A 23,710-nucleotide genomic window follows, 5' to 3' on the forward strand; every position below is an offset into this window, starting at 1 on the left:
TTGTCTGTCTGGCGTTCGTACCGTCGGGCTGCGATTGCCGCTGGTGCGCTAAATCGTTGCGCGGGCCATTCGTTCTTGTTGATACGACCGGGTCTCCAGGTCACGCCGCCGATCAGCAAGGACTCCACGCATGAATGCCGCAGACGCACAGAAACTAGCCCGCCGCTTTATCGAATTGCCCCAGGACAAACGTCGTTTGTTCCTCGCCGGCATGGCCCGCGAAGGCATCGATTTTGCGCAGCTTCCCATGACTGCCTGCGACGGCATCGCTGAGCGCGACGGCCTGTCTTACGCGCAGCAGCGCATGTGGTTTCTCTGGCAACTGGAGCCGACCAGCGCAGCCTACAACCTGCCGATGGCGGTGCGTCTGGATGGCGATCTGCAAGTCGAGGCACTTGAGCAGGCCTTCAGCCGCCTGGCGGCACGCCACGAATGTTTGCGCACCACCTTCGGTCAGGACGGCGAGCGTGCCTTCCAGCGTGTGGCCGAGCCGCAGCCACTGAAGTTGCCCGTCACTGACCTGGGCGGGTTGCCCGAAGCACAGCGCTGGCCGCTCGCGCAGCAGCACATGATGGCCGAGGCGACCCAGGCCTTCGACCTGCAGAACGGCCCGCTGCTGAGTCTGCGTCTGTTGCGCCTGGCCGAGCGGGAACATGTGCTGCTGCTGACCCTGCATCACATCATCGCCGACGGCTGGTCGATGAACATTCTGATCGATGAGTTCATGCGCACCTACGATGCGCTGGTGGCCGGGCGCGAACTGACGCTGGCGCCGCTGACCGTGCACTATCGCGACTACGCGTTGTGGCAGCGCAGCTGGCTGGAGGCTGGCGAGCGTGAGCGGCAACTGGACTACTGGCGCACGCAACTGGGCGACGAGCATCCGGTGCTGGAATTGCCCACCGACCGCGCCTATCCGGCGCAATCCAGCCATCAGGGCGCGCGCCTGGAAACGGTGATCGATGCAGCCCTGCGTGAAGAGCTGAAAAGCCTTGCCCAGCGTCAGGGCGTGACGTTGTTCGTGGTGCTTTTGGCGGCGTTCAAAACCCTGCTGCATCGCTACAGCGGCCAGACCGATATTCGTGTCGGCGGACTGATCGCCAACCGCACCCGCAGTGAAACCGAAGGCCTGATCGGTTTCTTCGTCAACACGCAAATCCTGCGCAGCGCGGTCACTGCGCAGACGCCGTTCACTGAGCTGCTGCAGAGCCTGCGCCAGGCGGCACTGGGTGCGCAGGCCCATCAGGATCTGCCGTTCGACGCCCTGATCGAAGCCCTGCAACCGGCACGCAGCCAGAGCCACAATCCGCTGTTTCAGGTGATGTTCAACCATCAACCGCTGGTCACCGATTTGCATCAGGCGCAACTCGCTTCAGGCTTGCGCGTGGGCTATCTGAGCGAAGAACAACTGGCCGGCAGCGCTCGGCAACACGCGGCCACCAGTGACCTGATGCTCGACACCCGTGAGGAGGGCGAGCAACTGTTTGCCGCCTTCACTTACGCCACGGATATTTTTGACGCCGCGACCATCGCCGCGCTGGCCGGGCATTGGCGCAACATTCTCCAGTCGGTGTGCCGCGACCCGCAACAGTTGATCGGTGACGTGGCGATGCTCGCCGATAGCGAACGGCAAGCGCTGATTCAGTCCACTGCGCCTGCGCCTCGTTTCACCAGCGTGCAAACCCTGTTCGAAGCGCAGGTCGCGCGCACTGGGCAAGCGCCGGCGGTGCGGTTGGCCACTGCGCCTGCGCCGGCATTCAGCTACGCCGAACTCAACACTCGCAGCAATCGTCTGGCCCATCAGTTGCGCGCACAGGGTGTCGGCCCGGACGTGCTGGTCGGTGTTGCGCTGGGGCGCTCGCTGGAACTGGCGGTGGCGCTGCTGGCGGTGTTCAAGGCCGGCGGTGCCTACGTGCCGCTGGACCCGCAGACCCCGGCCGAACGCTTGCGCCATGTGCTCGATGACAGCGGTCTGAAACTGTTGCTCAGCGACCGGCAAAGCCTCGCCAGCCTGCCGCCCCTCGATGGTGTCGAGTGCCTGTGTCTGGAGCAGTTGCCCGACAGTGAGCAGGCCGACAATCTGCCGGTCACGGTCGAAGCCGACAACCTCGCCTACGTGATCTACACCTCTGGCTCCACCGGGCGGCCGAAAGGCGTGGCGGTCAGTCACGGTGCGCTGAGCGAGTTCATCGCCCGCGCCATCGGTTACAGCGATCTGCACGAAGGCGACCGGGTTCTGCAATTCGCCACCAGCAGTTTCGACGGTTTCGTCGAGCAGTTTTTCTCGCCGTTGTGCCATGGCGCCAGCGTGGTCATGCGTGACGCGCCGTTGTGGGACAGCGCGACGCTGCATCAGGTCATCGTCGATCAGGGCATCACTCTTGCCGACCTGCCGGCGGCCTACTGGTATTGGCTGGTGCAGGAATACGCGGCGAAACCGCCAGCAAGTTTCGCCGCGCTGCGCCAGGTTCACGTTGGCGGCGAAGCCATGGCGGTGGACGGCTTGCGCCTGTGGCAGCAGGCCGGGCTCGGCCATGTGCGCCTGCTCAACACCTACGGGCCGACCGAGGCCACGGTGGTCTCGACGATTCATGACTGCACCGCGCTGACCGCGCAGGACTTGTCGTGGCGCGGCATGCCGATCGGCAAGGGCCTGGCAGCGCGGCGCCTGTACGTGCTCGACGATGACCTGAACCTGCTGCCGCAAGGCGCGGTGGGCGAGTTGTACATCGGTGGGCCGGGACTGGCACGGGGTTATCACCGTCAGCCGAGCCTCAGCGCCGAGCGTTTCATTGCCGACCCGTTCGCCGACGGTCAGCGCCTGTACCGCACCGGCGATCGTGCGCGGCTGCGCGGCGATGGCGCGCTGGAGTACGTCGGTCGGGTCGATCATCAGGTGAAGATTCGCGGTTTCCGCATCGAACTGGGCGAGATCGAATCGCGCCTGCAGCAATGTCCCGGGGTTCGCGAAGCGGTGGTGCTGGCGGTGCCGTTCGCGGGCGGTACGCAACTGGTCGCCTACGTGGTGACGGAACCGGCAGCGCTCGCCAGTGCGGCGACGCAAGCGCTGTTCCGTCAGCAGACCCGCGCCGCGCTGCAAGCCAGCCTGCCGGATTACATGGTGCCGGGGCATCTGCTGTTGCTGGCGAACCTGCCGCTGACGCCGAGTGGCAAGCTCGACCGCAAGGCCTTGCCAGCGCCGGATCCGGCGCAGTTGCAGGGCGATTACCGTGCCCCGCAATCGGCGGCCGAGCAGTGCCTGGCGCAGGTCTGGGCCGAGGTGCTGCAGGTGCCGCGTGTGGGTCTGGACGATCACTTTTTTGAACTGGGCGGCCATTCGTTGTTGGCCGCGCAGGTGATCGCGCGAATCAAGGAGCAGATGGGTGTGGTGCTGCCGCTGCGCAGTCTGTTCGAAAAACCGCTGCTGGCGGATCTCGCCGAGGTGCTCGGGCAACTGGCCGAGGCGAGCGGCGACGACGACTGGTCCGACATGGATCAGTTCATGAATGCTTTGCAAGGAGAAGAAGTATGAACGGCACGATGGCGGAACGTATTGCGCAAAGATTCGTCGGCCTGCCGCTGGAACAGCGTCGGCTGTTTCTGGCCAGGCTGCGTGAGGAGGGCAAGGATTTCAGCCTGCTGCCGCTGCCGGTCAGCCGCCATGACTGCGCGTCGATTCCCCTGTCGTTCGCCCAGCAGCGCCTGTTGTTTCTCTGGCAACTGGAACCGCACAGTGCCGCGTACAACATGGCCGCCGGCTTGCGTCTGAAGGGGCTGCTGGACGAGTCGGCGCTGAACCGTTCGTTCGATCATCTGCTGGCGCGCCATGAAGTGTTGCGCACGGTGTTCCACACTGACGGCGATCAGCCCCAACAGGTGATTCTCGAGCAGCAGAGTATTGCCTTGGAACGCTTCGACCTGACGGGCATCGCGGCGCAAGAGCGCGAGCAAGTACTCGCGCAACACGTGCAGGACGTCACCGCGCAACCATTCGATCTGCGCCATGGCCCGCTGTTGCGCGCCAGTCTGTTTGCCTTGGCCGACGAAGAGTTCGTGCTGGTGGTGAGCATGCATCACATCGTCTCCGACGGCTGGTCGATGGACGTCATGGTCAAGGAATTCGTCCAGTGCTATCAGGCTTTCAGTCTGCAGCGCGAGCCGCAGTTGCCTGCGTTGCCATTGCAGTACGCCGACTATGCGATCTGGCAGCGACGCTGGCTGGAAGCAGGCGAGGGCGAGCGCCAGCTCGACTACTGGCGTCAGCAACTGGGCGACGAGCATCCGCTGCTGGAAGTGGCGCCGGACTTTGCCCGACCGCTGACCCAGAGTTTTGCGGGGCAGACCCTGAGCTTCGATTTCGGTGCCGACCTGTCGCGCCAGCTCAATGCTTTTGCCCGCAGCCAGGGGATCAGCCTGTTCATGCTGGTGCTGGCCGGGTTCTCGCTGTTCCTCTCGCGTCTGGCCGGCGAGCGCGACATACGTGTTGGCGTGCCGAATGCCAACCGTAGCCGCGCCGAAGTCGAAGGGCTGATCGGTTTCTTCGTTAACACTCAGGTGCTGCGCTGCCAGATTGATGAGTGCGCCAGCTTCGCGGATTTGCTGGCGCAGGTGCGTGAAGCGGCGTTCGGCGCGCAGGCGCATCAGGAATTGCCGTTCGAGCAACTGGTCGACGAATTGGTCGCCGAACGCACCCTCGGTCACAACCCGTTGTTCCAGGCCAAGTTCAACCAGAACGTCGGCATGCAGAAACAACGCTCGATGGCCTTGCCCGGTCTGACCGTCAGTGAATACCCGCTGGCCAAGGACGGCACGCATTTCGATCTGGCCCTGGACATCACCGACGACGGCGCGCTGATCCACGGTCAGATGACCTACGCCAGCGATCTCTATCGGGCGGAAACGGTCGCCGCTTTCGTGCCGATGTTGCTCGACCTGTTCAGCCAATTGCTCAATGCGCCGCAGGCGCCGCTGCACACGGTCGCCACGCAACGGCCTGCGGCGCTTGCCATTCAACGCGAACCGGCGTTGACGGTGTTGCAGCACTGGACCCGTGAAGTGGCCCGCCAGCCGCAGGCGCTGGCCGCCCGTGATCTCCAGCAGACCATGACTTTCCAGGCACTGGATGAGCAAGCCAATCGTCTCGCCCATTATTTGCGTGCGCAGGGCATCAATGTTGGCGAACCGGTGGCGGTGCTGCTGGAGCGTTCGCTGGACTGGCTGACTTGCGTGTTGGCGATTCTCAAGGCTGGCGCGGTGTACATGCCCCTCGACGTCAAGGCACCGAGCGCACGCCTGCAACAGATGCTCGGGGCTGCGCAGGCACGGGCATTGATCGCTGCCGAAAGCGGTGCGCGGGTCAGCGAACTGGCGGTCGAGGGCTGTCAGGGTCTTGAATTTGCCCCGGAGCAATGGCAGTCGCTGCCGGCGTCCGCGCCTGAGCTGACGCTACATGCACAATCGCCGGCCTATGTGATTCACACCTCCGGTTCCACCGGGCAACCCAAGGGCGTGCTGGTCAGCCACGGCGCGCTGGGCAGTTATGTGCGCGGCGTCCTCGAGCGTCTGGCGCCTGCGCCCGAGGCGAGCATGGCGCTGGTTTCGACCATCGCCGCCGACCTTGGCTTCACCGTGCTGTTCGGCGCGTTGTGCTCGGGCCGCCTGCTGCATGTGCTGCCGGAAGAGCTCGGTTTCGACCCGGACCGCTTTGCCGACTACATGGCCCGCCATCGCGTCGGCGTGCTGAAAATCGTTCCCGGCCATCTCGCCGCGCTGTTGCAGGCGGCCAAGCCAGCCGACGTGCTGCCGGAACACGCATTGATCGTCGGCGGCGAAGCCTGTTCGCCGGCGCTGGTCGAGCGCGTGCAGCAACTGAAATCGGGCTGCCGCCTGATCAATCACTATGGCCCGAGCGAAACCACCGTAGGCGTGCTGACCCATGAGGTCGAAGCACTTGCCGCGCAGACGCGCAGCGTTCCGGTCGGCACCGCGTTGGCCGGTGCCCATATCTATGTGCTCGACGATGTGCTCAACCCGGTGGCCGATCAGGTTGCCGGTGAGCTGTACATCGGCGGCGACAGCGTTGCCCTGGGTTACCTGAATCAGCCGGGGCTGACCGCCGAACGTTTCCTGCCCGACCCGCTCGGCGCAGCCGGCGCGCGGGTGTACCGCAGCGGCGACCGGGTCCGGCGCAACCGCGAGCAGGCGCTGGAATTCATCGGTCGTGCCGACGATCAAGTGAAAGTGCGCGGCTACCGCGTCGAGCCCGCGGAAGTCGCGCGGCTGTTGCTCAGCCTCGACGGCGTCAGCGAAGCCGCCGTGCTCGCGCTGCCACTGGATGACGATCCGGCGCGCCTGCAACTGCTTGCCTGGTGCGTGCCGCTAGCGGGAGCGAAAGTGCAGGCGCAGGATCTGCGCGAGCAATTGCAGGCGCGGCTGCCGGACTACATGGTGCCGGCGCAGTTGCTGTTGCTCGATAAGCTGCCGCTGACGGCCAACGGCAAACTCGACAAACGCGCCTTGCCCGTGCCCGGCGTGGTCAGCCAGCAGTTCGTCGCGCCGGTCGGTGAGATCGAAGAGAAACTGGCTGCCATCTGGGCCGAGGTGCTCAAGCTCGAGCGGGTCGGCAGCAGCGATAACTTCTTCGAACTGGGTGGCGACTCGATTCTCAGTCTGCAGATCATCGCCCGGGCCAAGCGCCAGGGCATCAAGCTCAGCCCCAAGCAGTTGTTCGAAAAACAGACCATCGGCCAACTCGCCGCTGTGGCCAAACTGATCGAGGCCAAACCGGCTGCCGCTGCCGCAACTGTGGCACGCGGGCCATTGCCGTTGCTGCCGATTCAAGAGCGTTTCTTCGAGACGCCGATTGTCCAGCGCCAGCACTGGAATCAGTCGGTGATGTTGCAACCGACCCTGGCGCTGGACGCCGTGCATCTGCGCAAGGCGCTGGCGACGTTGCTCGAACAGCACGAAGCACTGGCCTTGAGCTTTGTGCAGTCGGGCGATCGCTGGCAGGCATTGCCGCAGTCGCAGGGTGATGCCGAACTGCTCTGGGTCCGCGAGCTGGACAGCCTCGACGCCTTGCCAGCGCTGGTCGACGCGGCGCAGCGCAGCCTGGATCTGCAACGCGGGCATTTGCTGCGCGCGTTGCTGGTCAATCTGCCGAATGCCGAGCAACGTCTGTTGCTGGTCATCCATCACCTGGTGGTCGATGGCGTGTCGTGGCGCATTCTGCTGGAGGACTTGCAGCAGGCCTATCACGCCCTGGCGGCGGGAGCGGCGCTCGCGTTGCCGGGCAAAAGCAGTTCGCTGCACGACTGGGCCGGGCAGTTGCATCGTTATGCACAGAGCGAAACGTTGGCGGCCGAAAGCGCTTATTGGCGCCAGACCCTTGAGGCCGACGACGCGGCCCTGCCACGGGATTTTGCCGAGGACAGCCAGACCCGCGCCGAGGCCGCCCGCGCCAGTACGCGCCTGAGCCAGACACTGACCGACAAGCTGCTGAAAGTCGCCCCGGCGGCGTATCGCACGCAGATCAATGATCTGTTGCTGACTGCATTGGCGCGGGTGCTGTGTGACTGGAGCGAGCAGCCTTCGGTGTTGATCCAGCTCGAAGGTCATGGTCGTGAAGACCTGTTCGACGACATCGACCTGAGCCGTACGGTCGGCTGGTTCAGCAGCCTGTTCCCGGTGCGCCTGGCCCCGCAGGAAAATCCCGTTGCGTCGCTGTGTGCGATCAAGGAGCAACTGCGTGCGGTGCCGGGCAAGGGCATCGGTTATGGCGTGCTGCGTTACCTCACGCGTTCTGCCGAGTTGCAGGCGCTGGCGCAACCCCGGGTGACCTTCAATTATCTCGGCCAGTTCGACGGCGCGTTCAATGCTGAGCAAGGCGCGTTGTTCGTGCCAAGCGCTGACAGCACCGGTGCCAATCAGGATGAGCAGGCGCCGCTGGGCAATTGGCTGAGTGTCGACGGTCAGGTCTTCGGCGGTGAGCTGGAATTGACCTGGACCTTCGGCACCGGCATGTACCGCGCCGCGACCATCGAGGCGTTGGCCGAGGCCTATGGCCGCGAGCTGGAACGCCTGATCGAACATTGCTGCGAGAGCGGCGCCGGTGGCGTGACACCCTCGGACTTCAACCTCGCCAACCTCACGCAAGCGCAGCTGTCGGCGCTGCCGATCGCGCCGCGTGACATCGTTGATCTGTACCCGCTGTCGCCGATGCAGCAAGGCATTCTGTTCCACAGCCGCAACGAGCCGGACAGCCCGGCCTATACCAATCAACTGCGGGTCGACGTGGAACAACTCGACAGCGAGCGCTTCCGCCAGGCCTGGCAGCATACCCTCGAAGCCCACGATATTCTGCGTACCGCGTTCGTCTGGCCGCAGGATGCCGCCGCGCCGGTGCAGGTGGTGCGCAGCCGTGTGCAGATGCCGTGGCAGGTGCAGGACTGGCGCGGTCGCGATGGCCTCGGTTCAGCGCTTGATCATCTGGCCACTGAAGACCTGCACAACGGTTTCGATCTGCTCGACGCGCCGCTGTTGCGCGTGACGCTGGTGCGCACCGATGAGAACACTCATCACCTGATCTACACCTGTCATCACATCCTCATGGACGGCTGGAGCACTTCGCAGTTGTTCGGCGAAGTGCTGCAACGCTACGCCGGCATCACGCCGAGCGCAGGGCAGGGGCGCTATCGCGATTACATCGAATGGCTTGGCCAGCGCGATCAGCAGGCAAGTCGGCAATTCTGGAGCGCGGCGCTGGCGGAACTCGCAGAGCCGACGCGACTGGCCAGCGCCATGCCGGTCCGGCAGCGCGACGCAAGCGGTTATGCCGATCATGAGCATGTGTTCAGCGAACAGCTGACGGCCGAACTGAACCGCTTCGCCCGCGAACAGAAAGTCACCCTCAACACGCTGGTGCAAGCGGCGTGGCTGCTGCTGTTGCAGCGCTACACCGGGCAGGATCACGTGGCGTTTGGTGCGACGGTCGCTGGGCGGCCGACGGATTTGCCGGGCGTCGAGCAGCAGATCGGCCTGTTCATCAACACCTTGCCGGTGGTGGCGGCGCCATCGCCGGAGATCGGCGTCAGCCAATGGCTGCAACTGGTGCAGGACCTCAACCTGGCGTTGCGCGAGCACGAACACACGCCGCTGTATGACATTCAGCGCTGGGCCGGCACGGGTGCCGGGGCGTTGTTCGACAGTATTCTGGTGTTCGAAAACTATCCGATGGCTGAAGCACTGACGCAGGGCTCTGAGACGGGCCTGAAGTTCTCGGCAATCCGCCGGCAGGAGCAGACCAACTATCCGCTGACGCTGGTCGCTGTTACCGGCCGCGAGCTGAGTCTGGGCGTGAGTTACGATCAGGCCAGTTTCGACGCTCCGGCGATCAGTGCGTTGAGTGGGCAGCTGCAAGGTCTGCTCGAGCAGTTCCTCGCCGACGCCACCCAGCCGCTGGGTGCGCTGCAACTGCTCGCCGAGCCACAACGGCAACAAGCGATCGCGTGGGGCAAGGCGCCGGTGACCGCGCCGGATCAACGCACGGTGCTGGCGCACATCGCCGCGCAAGTGCAGCGACAGCCACAAGCGAGCGCGGTGCGGTTCGCTGAGCAGTCCATCGATTACCAAAGCCTCGATACCCGGGCCAATCGTCTGGCGCACAAGCTGCAAGGCATGGGCGTCGGGCCGGAGGTGCGCGTCGGCGTATGCATGCGCCGCACGCCGGAGATGCTGGTCGCACTGTTGGCGATCCTCAAGGCCGGTGGCGCCTACGTGCCGCTGGACCCGGATTATCCGCAGGAACGCTTGCTGCACATGCTGGACGACAGTCGCGCCGCCGTGCTGCTCACCGAACCGGCGGCGTTGGCGATGCTGCCCGACACCTTGAGTGCGCAGGTGCTGCTGGTGGACGCGAGCGTCGCCAGCGAATGCCCGGTCACTGCGCCGCTGGTTAACCTCGCTGCAGACAATCTGGCGTACGTGATCTACACCTCCGGCTCCACCGGCAAACCGAAAGGCGTAGCGATCAGTCACGGCAATCTGTCGGCACTGATTCAATGGTCGGCGGGGGTCTATCGCGAAGAGCAATTGCGCGGCGTGCTGGCCTCTACCTCAATCTGCTTCGATCTGTCGGTGTGGGAAATCTTCGTCACGCTGGCCTGCGGTGGCTGTCTGGTGCTGGCCGACAACGCCCTGGCGCTGGCCGACTTGCCGGCTCGCGATCAGGTCACCCTGATGAACACCGTACCCTCGGCGATTGCCGCGTTGCAACGGGCCGGGCAGATTCCGGCTTCGGTCGGCACCATCAATCTGGCCGGCGAACCGCTCAAACAGAGTCTGGTCGACAGCCTCTATGCCAGCACCCAGGTGCAGCAGGTCTACGACCTCTACGGGCCGTCGGAAGACACCACCTATTCGACCTTCACACTGCGCACGCCGCAGGGGCGGGCGAACATTGGCCGGCCGCTGGACAACACCGTGGCGTACCTGCTCGACAGTCAGTTGCAGGTGCTGCCCGCGGGTGTGCCGGCTGAGCTGTACCTGGCGGGTGCCGGGGTGACGCGCGGCTATCTGCGCCGCGCCGCGCTGACCGCCGAACGCTTTGTGCCGAATCCTTACGCGGGCAATGGCGAGCGTCTGTACCGCACCGGCGATCTGGTGCGCCAGGGCGACGACGGCAACATCGAGTACATCGGTCGCGCCGACCATCAGGTGAAGATTCGCGGTTTCCGTATCGAACTCAGCGAGATCGAAGCGCGCCTGCTGGAGCTCGACGACATCGGCGAAGCGGTGGTGCTGGCGCAGGACGGCGCCGCCGGCAGACACCTGCATGCCTATCTCGTCGCCGCGCCGGACAGCGAGCGGTCGACCCTGACCGAGCGGGTGCGCAGTGCGCTGGTCAGCCGCTTGCCGGCGCACATGGTCCCGGGGCATTTGCACCTGATCGACGCGATCCCGCTGACGCCCAACGGCAAGCTCGATCGCAAGGCGCTGATGGCGTTGGCCGAGAGCCCGATGCAGGAGCAATACCAGGCGCCGCAAAGCGACCTGCAGTGGGAGATCGCAACGATCTGGCAGGAGGTGCTGGAGGTCGAGCGGGTAGGGCTGGCGGACAACTTCTTCCAGCTTGGCGGGCATTCGCTGCTGGCGACGCTGGTGGTGACCCGGGTGCAGGAGCGTCTCGGCGACAAGGTGCCGCTCAAGGCGCTGTTCGAAACCGACACGCTCAAGGAATTCTGCGCGCGGATCGAAGCGCTGCGCGTCGAAATGTCGCCCGTTCAGGATGAATTGGCTAAATCACTGGAGGCCCTCAAACGTCTATCCCTCGATGATCTGGAAAAACTGATTTCTTGAGAGGGAAAAACGCGTGCAAGAGTTAATCGAGTCGGTAGGACAACTTTCGGCTAAGCAAAGAAAGGCTCTGGCGGTTCTGCTCAAGCAGAAAGGCGTCAACCTCTTTGACATTGCCCCGGTTTTCAAGCGCACGGCTGAAGAGCCGTTGCTGCTGTCCTACGCTCAGCAGCGCCAGTGGTTCCTCTGGCAGTGGGCACCGCACAGCGCGGCCTACAACATTCCGACGGCCCTGCGCTTGCAGGGGCCGCTGGATGTGCCGGCACTGGAACGCAGCATCGCGGCGCTGATCGAACGCCACGAAACCTTGCGCACGGTATTCACTCAAGACAGTGCACAACCCTTGCAAGTGGTCCTGCCCGCAGGACCTTTTGCGTTGGAGATCCATCACCTGAGCGCTGATCTGGCGAACGACCCGGACAGCTCGATCCAGGCCTTCGTCCAGACCCAGAGCCAGAAGACTTTCGACCTGCAGCACGGCCCGTTGCTGCGTGCCGCGCTGCTCCAGGTCAGCCCCGCTGAGCATGTGCTGGTGCTGACCCTGCACCACATCGTTTCCGATGGCTGGTCGCTGCAAGTGATGATCGAGGAACTGGTGCAGCTCTACGCCGGTTTCAACCTCGGTCACGACGCCGGTCTGCCCGCGCTGCCGATCCAGTACGCTGATTACGCCTTGTGGCAGCGCCAGTGGATGGAAGCCGGGGAGCAGGAGCGCCAACTGGCCTACTGGCAGGAAAAACTCGGCGGTGAACAGCCGGTGCTGGAGCTGCCGCTGGATCGCCCGCGCGCGGTCGAGCAGAGCTTCGCCGGCGCCAGCCATAACCTGATTCTTGACCCGGTGCTGAGCAATGCCCTCAAGGCCTTCGCCCGGCAGGAAAACGTCACGCTGTTCGTGTTGCTGCTGGCTTCGTTTCACGCCTTGTTGCATCGCTACAGCGGGCAAAGCGATATCCGTGTCGGCGTGCCGGTGGCCAACCGTGGCCGGGTGGAAATCGAGCGCCTGATCGGCTTCTTCGTCAATACCCAGGTGCTCAAGGCGGATGTCGACGCAGAGCTGCCATTTGTTGAGCTGCTGCGTCAGGTCAAACAGACCGCGCAGGAGGCGCAGGCGCATCAGGACTTGCCCTTCGAGCAACTGGTCGAAGCGCTGGAGCCGGGCCGCAGCCTCAGTCACAATCCGCTGTTCCAGGTCATGTTCAACCACCAGGCCGAGCGCCGTGCGAGCGTTGCGACGCGCCTGAACGGTCTGAACATCGCGCCGCTGGAATGGCAGAGCCAGACCGCGCAATTCGACCTGACCCTCAACACCACCGAACAGGCCCACGGCATCGAAGCGGTACTCAAGTACGCCACCGACCTGTTCGACGCGGCGACTATCGAGCGCCTTGCGCAACACTGGACTGCGCTGTTGCAGGCGATCGTCGCCGAGCCGACCCAGCGCATCGGCCAATTGCCGATACTCGACGCCGGCCAGCAGCAACAGCTATTGGCGCAATGGAATCCGCCGCGGGTCGAACAACCGCTGACCCAGTGCATCCAGCAAGCCATCGAAGCCCAGGCCGCGCGGCATGCCGACGCGGTGGCCGTGACCTTTGCCGGGCAATGCCTGACCTACGCTGAACTCAATCGCCGCGCCAACCAATGGGCGCATACGCTGATCGAGCGGGGTGTGGGCGGGGACGTGCGCGTCGGCGTTGCGGTGGAGCGTTCGCTGGACATGATCGTCGCCATTCTCGCGGTGCTGAAGGCCGGCGGTGCCTATGTGCCGCTGGACCCGAGCTACCCGGATGATCGCTTGAGCTACATGATCGACGACAGCGGCATTCAATTGCTGTTGACCCAGGGACATTTGCTCGGGCAGTTGCCGATTCCGCCGGGGCTGGTCTGCCTCGATCTGGATCAGGCGCCGGAACACAGCATCGAAAGCAACCCGCCATGCCTGATCACGCCGGACAATCTGGCCTACGTCATCTACACCTCCGGTTCCACCGGCAAACCCAAAGGCGCGTTGCTGCCGCACGGCAACGTCATGCGCCTGTTCAGCGCCACCGAGCAGTGGTTCGATTTCGGCCCGCAGGACAGCTGGACGCTGTTCCATTCCTACGCGTTCGACTTTTCGGTGTGGGAGATTTTCGGCGCGCTGTTGTATGGCGGCAAACTGGTGGTCGTGCCTCACGACGTCAGCCGTTCGCCGGAGGATTTCTACACGCTGCTCTGCGATGAAAATGTCACGGTGTTGAACCAGACGCCGTCGGCATTCAAGCCGTTGATGCAGGTCGCCTGTGACTCTGCGCGCAGTAATGCCCTGCGTTACGTGGTGTTCGGTGGCGAGGCGCTGGAAGTGCAGAACCTGCGCCCGTGGTTCGAACGTTTTGGCGACCGCGCGCCGACGCTGATCAACATGTACGGCATCACCGAAACGACCGTGCACGTCACTTACCGGCCGTTGTCGCTGGCGGATCTGCACAGCAACCACAGCAGCCCGATTGGCGCGCCGATTGTCGACCTGTCGTGGTACTTGCTCGATGGCTCGCTCAACCTGGTGCCGCAAGGCTGCATCGGCGAGTTGTACATCGCCGGTGCCGGTCTGGCCCGTGGTTATCTGAATCAGTCCGGCATGAGCGCCACCCGCTTCGTGCCCGACCCGTTCAATCGCAAGGCAGGCGAGCGCCTGTACCGTACCGGCGACCTTGCACGGCTGCGCGGCGACGGGGTGATCGAGTACATCGGCCGTATCGACCACCAAGTGAAGATCCGTGGCTTCCGCATCGAACTGGGCGAAATCGAAGCGCAACTGCTCAAGCATCCGCAGGTGCGCGAAGCGGTGGTGCTGGCGGTGGACGGCCTCAGCGGCCAGCAACTGGCAACCTGGGTCGTGCCCGTCGAGGCAGTGAACGCGGACGAGCAGGGCGCCCTGCGCGATTCGATCAAGGCGCACCTGCGCGAAACCCTGCCGGATTACATGGTCCCGGTCAGTTGGGCGTTCCTTGAACTGCTGCCACTGACCGCCAACGGCAAACTCGATCGCAAGCAGCTGCCGCAGCCGGACGTCGCCCAGGTGCAGGAGGCGTACGCCGCACCGCGCAGTGAACTGGAACAGCGTCTGGCCGAGATCTGGCAAGACGTGCTCAAGGTCGAACGGGTAGGGCTGCACGACAACTTCTTCGAGCTGGGCGGTGATTCGATCATCTCGATTCAGGTAGTCAGTCGCGCGCGGCAGGCCGGCATTCGCTTCACGCCCAAGGACATTTTCCAGCACCAGACCGTGCAGCGTCTGGCCACCGTCGCGCAACAGAGCGACGCCGTGCAAACGGAGCAGGGCGAGGTGCTCGGCGACGCGCCGCTGACGCCGATCCAGCATTACTTCTTCCACAGCGACATCCCGGCGCGCCATCACTGGAACCAGTCGATCCTGCTGACCCCGGCAAAAACCCTGCAAGCCGCTGCGCTGCAACAGGCCTTGGCACAAGTGCAAAAACAGCACGACGCCTTGCGTCTGCGTTATCGCCAAACCGAACAGGGCTGGCAGCAAAGCCATGGCGCGGCGGATCAGCCACAAGCGTTGTTGCGCACTTTCACGCTGGACGACAGCGCGGCCTTGCCAGCGCTGTGCCTGGACCTGCAGCGCAGCCTCGACCTGCAAAACGGCCCGCTGATCCGCGCGGCGCTGGTCGACTTGCCGGACGCCAGTCAGCGTCTGCTGTTGGTCATCCATCACCTGGTGGTCGACGGCGTGTCGTGGCGAATCCTGCTGGAAGACCTGCAAAGCGCCTATCAGCAGATCAGCAGCGGACAGAGCGTGCACCTGCCGGCGAAGACCAGCGCGTTCAAAGACTGGGGCTCGCGCCTGCAAGAGCATGCGCGCAGCGCGGCGCTGGACAGTGAACTGGCCTACTGGCGCGAGCAGTTGCGCGACGCGCCGCTCGGTTTACCGCTGGACAATCCGCAGGGCCAGTTGAACAACCGCTTCGAGCGCAGCGTCGACACCCGGCTGGACGCCGAACGGACTCGCCAGTTGCTGCAACAGGCCCCGGCGGTCTACCGCACCCAGGTCAACGACCTGCTGCTGACCGCACTGGCGCGAGTGTTGTGTGAGTGGACCGCCAGCGACAGCGCGCTGGTGCAGCTCGAAGGGCACGGCCGCGAAGACCTCTTCGACGACATCGACCTGAGCCGCACCGTGGGCTGGTTCACCAGCATGTTCCCGGTGCGCCTGACGCCAAACGCCAGTCTGCAAACCTCGATCAAAGGCATCAAGGAACAACTGCGCGCGATCCCCAACAAGGGCATCGGCTACGGTTTGCTGCGTTATCTCGGCACGCCCGACGCACAAGCGGCGTTGCATGAACTGGCGCAACCGCAGGTGACGTTCAACTACCTCGGCCAGTTCGATAACAACTTCGACGAAGACGCTTTGTGGCGGCCGGCCACCGAAGACAAGGGCGCCGGTCAGGACGAAAACGCGCCGATGGCCAATTGGCTGACCATCGATGGCCGGGTTTATCAGGGCCAGTTGAGCCTGACCTGGACCTACAGCAGCGACGTCTTCGAAGAGGCGACCATTGCCGCTCTGGCCCGCGCTTACGAAGTGGCGCTGAGCGAGTTGATCGACCACTGTCTCAGCCACTCGGGCGGCCTCACGCCGTCCGACGTGCCGCTGGCCGGTTTGTCCCAGGCGCATCTGGACAGCCTGCCGATCGCCGCCCAGCGCATCGAGGACATCTATCCGCTGGCGCCGATGCAGCAAGGCATTCTGTTCCACAGCCTGTACGACGCGGACGCCAGCGCCTACGTCTATCAGATGCTGCTGGACATCGACGGCCTCGACGTCGTGCGGTTCCAGCAAGCCTGGCAGCGCGTGGTCGATCGCCATGAAGTGCTGCGCGCCGGTTTCATCTGGGGCCGCGATGGCCTCGACGCGCCGTTGCAGGTGATCAACCGCCAACTGACCCTGGAAATGCCGGAAATCGATGTGCGCGATGTCGCCGATCTGTCGGCGGTGCTTGAAGCACGGGCGCAGGCTGACCGTGAACGCGGCTTCGATCTGCAGAATCCACCGTTGTTGCGCCTGTGCCTGCTGCGCACCGCCGACGATCGCCATCGGCTGATTTTCACCTGCCACCATATCCTCATGGATGGCTGGAGCAACTCGCGGATGTTCGGCGAAGTGCTGCAGGATTACGCCGGCCAGCCAGTGCCGAGCGCGCAGGGCCGCTATCGGGACTTTCTGGTGTGGCTGCAGGGCCAGGACAAGGCGGCTGCGCAGGATTTCTGGCGCGGGCAATTGGCCGAACTCGACGAGCCGACCCGCCTGGCGTCGGCCTGCCACGGACGCACCGTGCCGGGGCCGGGCAAGCAGATGCATCGTCTGCACTTCGACGAAGCGTTCACTCAGCGTCTGAACAACTTCTCCCGCCAGCAACAGGTAACGCTCAACAGTCTGGTGCAGGCGGCATGGCTGCTGGTGTTGCAACGCTACACCGGTCAGGCCACCGTGGCGTTTGGCGCCACCGTGTCCGGGCGTCCGGTGGAGCTGCCGGGCATCGAGGAACAACTGGGGCTGTTCATCAACACCTTGCCGGTGATCGCCAGCCCGCAGGCCACCCTCAGCGTGGGTGACTGGGTGCGCAGCGTGCAGGACAAGAACCTGCTGCTACGCGATTACGAACAGACGCCGCTGCAGGACATTCAGCGTCTGGCCGCTTTGAGCGGCGAGGCGTTGTTCGACACCTTGCTGGTGTTCGAGAACTACCCGGTCTCCGAAGCGCTGGAGGCCAATCCGGGCGGGCTGCGTTTCTCCGGCCTGGAACATCGCGAGCAGACCAACTACGGTCTGACCCTGATCGCCGGCGCCAGCGAAGTGCTCAACCTCGATTTCAACTACCTCACCGAGCACTTTGCCGAACGCAGCGTGCTCGGTCTGGCCGGGCATTTGCGCGAAGTGCTCGAGCAATTTATCCAGGCCCCGCAGCGGGCACTCGGCGAGATCGGTCTGCTGCCGCTGGCCGAGCGTCAGACGCTGGCGCAGTGGAACGACAATCACGCGGCTTATCTGGCCGAGCGCCTGATCTCGCAGAGCTTTGAAGCGCGGGTGGCGGCACATCCGCAGGCACTGGCGTTGAGTCATGCCGGCGTGGCCTTGAGCTACGGCGAACTGAATCGGCGTGCAAACCAGTTGGCCCGACATCTGTTGACGCTCGGCGTGACGGCCGAGGTGCGCGTCGGCGTGGCACTGCCGCGTTCGGCGGAACTGGTGATCGCCCTGATGGCAGTGCTCAAGGCCGGGGGCACCTATGTGCCGCTGGACCCTGACTACCCGGCCGACCGCGTGGCCTACATGCTCGACGACAGCCAGGCGAAAGTCCTGTTGACCCAGCAAGCGTTGCTGGCGCAATTGCCGTCCACCGAAGCGCAGGTGGTGCTGGTCGAGGCCGGCGGCGAGGCGTTTGCCGCGCAGGCACCGGACAACCTGCCGGCGCGCGCTGACTCGGCCAATCTTGCCTATGTGATCTATACCTCCGGTTCCACCGGTAAACCGAAAGGCGTGGCCATCGCCCATCGCAACGTGCAGGCACTGATTCACTGGTCCGCCGAGGTCTACAGCGAAGACGACCTGCAAGGCGTGCTGGCCTCGACGTCAGTGTGCTTCGACCTGTCAGTGTGGGAGATTTTCGTCACCCTGGCACGTGGCGGATCCGTCGTCATGGCACGCAATGCCCTGGAACTGCCGGACTTGCCCGAGCGTGATCAGGTGCGCCTGATCAACACCGTGCCGTCGGCGATTGCCGCGCTGCAACGCATTGGCCAGATCCCGCCGGGCGTACGCATCATCAATCTGGCGGGCGAGCCGCTGAAGCAGGCGCTGGTCGACACGCTGTACCGCGAGACCTCGGTCGCCCACGTCTACGATCTGTACGGGCCTTCCGAAGACACCACGTATTCGACCTGGACGCGCCGCGAACTCGGCGGTCAGGCCAACATCGGCCGGCCATTGCGCAACACCACTGCATACCTGCTCGACGAGCAATTGCAGGCAGCCCCAATCGGCATCGCCGCGGAGCTGTATCTGGCCGGCGACGGCATCACCCGTGGCTATCTGTTGCGCCCGGGCCTGACCGCCGAGCGCTTCGTGCCCAATCCGTTGGCGAGCAACGGCGAGCGCATGTACCGCACTGGCGACCTGACGCGCTGGCTGGATGACGGCCGAATCGAATACGTCGGCCGCATCGACCATCAGGTCAAGGTGCGCGGCTTCCGTATCGAACTGGGGGAAATCGAAGCGCGTCTGCTGGCCCAGGCCAGCGTGCGCGAAGGCGTGGTGCTGGCGGTGGACGGCGTTGGCGGCCAGCAACTGGTGGCTTATGTGGTGCCGGCCGAAGCCGATCAAAGCCTCGCGCAACTGGACGCGCTGAGTGCTGAGTTGCAAACCGCGCTAAAGGCGCATCTGCCGGACTACATGGTGCCGGCGCAGTGGCTGTTCCTCGAGCAATTGCCGCTGACACCCAACGGCAAACTCGATCGCAAGGCCTTGCCGGCAGCGGATGCCATTCAGGCGCAACGCGATTACGTGGCACCGTCGACGCCGCTGGAGCAGCAACTGACTGAGGTCTGGCAGGACATTCTGAAGATCGAGCGGGTCGGCGTGACCGACAATTTCTTCGCCCTCGGCGGCGATTCGATCATCTCGATTCAACTGGTCAGCCGCGCGCGGCAGCAGGGCATTTGCTTCACCCCCAAGGACCTGTTCCAGCAGCAGACGGTGCAGAAACTGGCCGCAGTGGTTTCGCTTGAAGACGCGCAATCTGCCAGCGCTGCCGATTACCCGTTGGCGCAGCTGGATCAAGCGCAGCTCGATGCCTTGCCGGTGCCGGCGGAGCTGATCGAAGACGTCTACCCGCTGTCGCCGATGCAGGAAGGCATGCTGTTCCATACGCTGTCGGATAACGGCAGCAGCCTTTACGTGCAACAGGTCAGCCTGCCGATCAAGGGTCTCGACGTGGAGCGTTTCCGCCGGGCCTGGGAATTCGTCATCGTCCGGCAGGCGATCCTGCGCACCAGTTTCCATTGGCAGGATGGGTTGGCCAAGCCGTTGCAGGTCGTGCATCGCCATGCGTCGCTGCAGATGCAGGTGCTCGATTGGCGTGGGCAGGACTGCAGCGAGGCGGCGATTGCCGATTTCGCCAGCGCCGACCGCGCATTGGGTTTTGATTTGTCCGAAGCGCGTTTGCAGCGCGTGACCCTGTTGCATCTGGGCGAGCAGCAGTACCAGATGATCTGGACCAGCCACCATATTCTGATGGACGGGTGGAGCAGTTCGCGGCTGTTCGGCGAGGTTTTGCAGTATTACTCCACGGGCCAGGTGACTGGCGAAAATGGCCGCTATCGCGACTTCATTGCCTGGTTGCAGGCACAGGATCAGGACGCCCAGGAGCTGTTCTGGAAAGCACGTCTGGCGGTGGTCAACGAACCGACCGCGCTGAGTCAGGCCATGCACCCGCGCCACAGCGCCGACGTTACCGGCCACGATGCGCTCTATTCGAATTGGGACAAGGCGCAAACCGCGCGTCTGCTGGAGTTCTGCCGCGACCTGCGCATCACCCCCAACACGCTGATCCAGGGCGCGTGGTTGCTGCTGTTGCAGCGCTACACCGGCCAGCAAACGGTGACCTTCGGCGCCACGGTGTCGGGGCGTCCGGAAAGTCTGCCGAATGTCGGCAACATGCTCGGCCTGTTCATCAACACCTTGCCGATCATTCAGACCCCACAGGCCGATCAGCGTCTGGCCGACTGGCTGGGCGAAGTGCAGGCCTACAACCTCGACATTCGCGACTATTCGCAGGCACCGCTGGCGGATGTGCAGCGCTGGTCGAACCTCGGTGGTCAGGCGCTGTTCGACAGCATTGTCGTGTTCGAGAACTTCCCGATCGACGAGCGCTTGCAGGAAGAAACCGACACCGAGCTGACCTTCGGCAAATCCATCGGCCATGGCGTGACCAACGTGCCGATGGACCTTGCGGTGATGCTCGGCGACGAGCTGTCGATCGAATACCTGTACCTGCGCAGCCACTTCAGCGCCGAAGCGGTGCAAGGCATTCGCCTGACTCTGGAAAACACCCTCGCGGCGATGATGGCCGCGCCGTATGAGCGATTGGGTAATCTGCAGCGTCTGTCCGCCGAACAATGGCACGCGGCGCAGGCCTGGAGTGCCGAGCCTTCCCACCGCCACGCGCCGCAGTTGCTGCCGGAGCTGATCAGTCGCCATGCGCAACAGCAACCCGACGCGATCGCCGTGCAATGCGCTGGCGAAAGCCTGAGCTACGCCGAACTTGAACGTCAGGCCAACCGACTGGCGCAGTGCCTGATCGCCCACGGTGCCGGGCCGGAAGTGGTGATCGGCGTGGCGTTGCCGCGTTCGCTGGAAATGCTGGTGAGCTTCCTTGCCGTGCTCAAGAGCGGCGCCGCGTACGTGCCGCTGGATATCGATTATCCGCCAGAGCGCCTGGCCTACATGATCGAAGATTCGCGCATGGCTTTGCTGCTGACGCAAACCAGCCTGCGCGCGACGATTCCGACGCCGCAGGGCGTGCTGCGTCTGGAAATCGATCAGCTCGACCGCAGCCTCTACAGCGACGCTGCTCCGGTTTGCGATGTTCATGAGCAGAGCCTGGCCTATCTGGTTTACACCTCCGGTTCCACCGGGCGGCCGAAAGGCGTGGCCGTCACCCAGGGCCCGCTGAGCATGCACTGCCAGGCCATCGCCGAGTTGTATGAAATGGACGCCAGCAGTTGCGAGCTGCACTTCATGTCGTTCGCTTTCGACGGCGCCCATGAACGCTGGCTGAGTACTTTGTACAGCGGCGGTCGCCTGGTGATCCGCGACGGTTGCCTATGGACCCCGGAGCAGACCTATCAGGCCCTGCACGATTACGGCGTGACCATCGCCTGCTTCCCGCCGGCCTACCTCAAGCAACTGGCCGAGTACGCGGCAGCCAGCGGCATCGCGCCGCCAGCGGTACGCATCTACTGCTTCGGTGGCGACGCGGTGCCGGAGCAAACCTTCGAACAGGTGAAAGCGGCGTTGCGTCCGCAGTACTTCACCAACGGTTATGGCCCGACCGAAACCGTGGTCACGCCGATGCTCTGGAAAGTCGCCATCAGCCAGCATTGCGAAGCGGCGTACGCGCCGATCGGTCGCGCCGTCGGTGCGCGTTCGCTGTACGTGCTCGACGACGATCTGAATCCGCTGCCGCCAGGTTTTGCCGGTGAGTTGTACATCGGCGGTTACGGTATTGCTCGCGGTTATTACGGGCGCCCCGATCTGAGCGCCGAGCGCTTCGTGCCCAACCCGTTTGCCCCGGGCGAACGCCTGTACCGCAGCGGCGATCTGGTGCGCCGTCGCCCGGACGGTGTGGTCGATTACGTCGGGCGCATCGACCATCAGGTCAAGGTGCGCGGCTTCCGTATCGAGCTGGGCGAAGTCGAGGCCAGCCTGCGTCAATTACCAACGGTCAGTGATGCTTTGGTCATCGCTCGGGACAATGCGTCCGGCAAGCAACTGATCGGTTACGTGGTCACCGCCAGCGGTGAAGACCTCGGCGATGAACTCAAGGCCGGGCTGCGCGCCTCGCTGCCGGAATACATGGTGCCGGCGCAGATCGTCTGCCTCAGCGCATTCCCGGTCACGCCCAACGGTAAGCTCGATCGCAAGGCGCTGCCTGAACCGCAATTCAAAAGCGACGAATACCTTGCCCCGCGCACTGAGCAGGAAAGCCTGCTGGCGCAAATCTGGGCGCAGGTGCTGCAGGTCGAGCAGGTGGGTATCAGCGACAACTTCTTTGAACTGGGCGGCGACTCGATCCTCAGCCTGCAAGTGATCTCGCGGGTGAGAAACCATCCGACCCTGCAGATGGAGCTGAAGCTGCGTGATCTGATGCGCTATCAGACCATCGCCGGCATCGTCGAGCAGCAAGTGGCGAAGGAGGGCGCTGGGCAAGCGCTGCCGGACCTGACCCAGGTGGCCGCAGAAGGCGCGTTCAATCTGTTGCCGATCCAGGAATGGTTCTTCGCCGAAGGCATGGCCGAGGCGCATCACTACAACCAGTCGTTGCTGCTCAGCGCACGTCAGCCACTGGATCTCGATGCCCTGGAACAGGCACTGGGCTTGATCGAACAACATCACGATTCGCTGCGTTTGCGCTTTTCCAAGGACGGCGGGCGCTGGTTGCAGCGCTACAGCACCAGCGCATCCGACGAGGCTGTGCTGTGGCGCCGTGAAGCGCAGAACAGCGACGAGGTCGAAGCCCTGGCCAACCTTGCGCAGCGCAGCCTCAAACTTGATGACGGACCGGTCTGGCGGGTCATGCATGTGGCCTTGCCGGACGGTCAGGCACGCTTGCTGGTGGTGATTCATCACTTGGTGGTCGACACCGTGTCGTGGCGGATTCTGCTCGACGATCTGAAAGTCGCTTATGAGGCGTGCGTGCAGGGGCTGGCGCCGCAACTGCCGATTCGCACCAGCAGTTATCGTTCGTTTGCCGAGGCATTGCAGGCGCAGGCGCCGGTGATTGCCGAGCAGGAATTGAGCTATTGGCTGGAGCAACTGGATCAGCCCGGCGTTGATCTGCCGTGCGACAACCCGCGCGGCAAGAACCTCGTGCGGCAACAGGCGCAGGCGCGGCTCAAGCTGTCCCGCGAGCACACCGAACAACTGCTCAAACAGGCCCCGGCGGTGTACGGCACGCAGATCAACGACCTGCTGCTGTCAGCGCTCAGCCGCGCCCTGTGCCGCTGGAGCCAGCAACCGTCGGCGCTGATTCTGCTTGAAGGGCACGGTCGCGAAGACCTCTTCGAATCGATCGACCTGAGCCGCAGCCTCGGCTGGTTCACCAGCATGTTCCCGGTGCGTTTGCGCCCGGACAGTGACGACATCGGCCGGTCGATCATCGATGTGCAGGCGCAACTGGCAGGTGTACCGCAGAAGGGCATCGGCTACGGCGTGCTGCGTCATCTGGCCGGCCCGGACATCTGCGCGCAACTCGCCGGTTTGCCGCAGGCGCGGGTGACGTTCAACTACCTCGGGCAGTTCGACCAGAGCTTCGATGAACAGGCGTTGCTGGTGCCGGCACTGGAAGAAACCGGCGACAACTACAGCCTCAAGGCGAACCTGGGCAACTGGCTGGAAATCGTCGGCCAGGTCTATGACGGGCAACTGGCCTTGCGCTGCATCTACAGCAACCAGCGTTACCGCGCCGGCACCATGGATGCGCTGATGAGCGATTACCAGCGTGAGCTTGAAGCGTTGATCGAGCACTGCATGGCACGGGCGGGTTGATCGCTCTTTTTGTGCGGGCGCTGCCGA

General features: G+C 64.1%; 3 protein-coding genes. All 3 read left to right on the forward strand.

Going from position 1 to position 23,710, the window contains the following annotated elements; translation table 11 throughout:
• Window positions 1–130: 130 nt before the first annotated feature.
• Genes AEQ63_RS14285 through AEQ63_RS14295 form a run of 3 tightly spaced genes read left to right on the forward strand, consistent with a single transcriptional unit; the run spans window position 131 to window position 23,683 of the window.
• Entirely contained in the window at window positions 131–3,532 is a 3,402-nt protein-coding gene (locus AEQ63_RS14285) for a non-ribosomal peptide synthetase (protein WP_064363893.1), read from the forward strand.
• Window positions 3,529–11,355: a non-ribosomal peptide synthetase gene (locus AEQ63_RS14290; protein WP_064363894.1), complete on the forward strand. Its 7,827-nt coding sequence runs from the start codon at window positions 3,529–3,531 to the stop codon at window positions 11,353–11,355. The genes AEQ63_RS14285 and AEQ63_RS14290 overlap by 4 nt, the downstream gene beginning before the upstream one ends.
• 13 nt (window positions 11,356–11,368) lie before the next feature.
• On the forward strand, window positions 11,369–23,683 hold the full coding sequence (locus AEQ63_RS14295; protein ID WP_064363895.1) for a non-ribosomal peptide synthetase: 12,315 nt from the start codon (window positions 11,369–11,371) through the stop codon (window positions 23,681–23,683).
• Window positions 23,684–23,710 lie beyond the last annotated feature (27 nt).

The sequence above is a fragment of the Pseudomonas sp. RIT-PI-o genome, from assembly GCF_001297215.1.
In the GTDB taxonomy this organism is placed as follows: domain Bacteria; phylum Pseudomonadota; class Gammaproteobacteria; order Pseudomonadales; family Pseudomonadaceae; genus Aquipseudomonas; species Aquipseudomonas moraviensis_A.

Coding starts and splice junctions, on each gene's coding strand:
- AEQ63_RS14285 (WP_064363893.1), top strand. CDS start 131: ATGAATGCCGCAGACGCACAGAAACTAGCCCGCCGCTTTATCGAATTG.
- AEQ63_RS14290 (WP_064363894.1), top strand. CDS start 3,529: ATGAACGGCACGATGGCGGAACGTATTGCGCAAAGATTCGTCGGCCTG.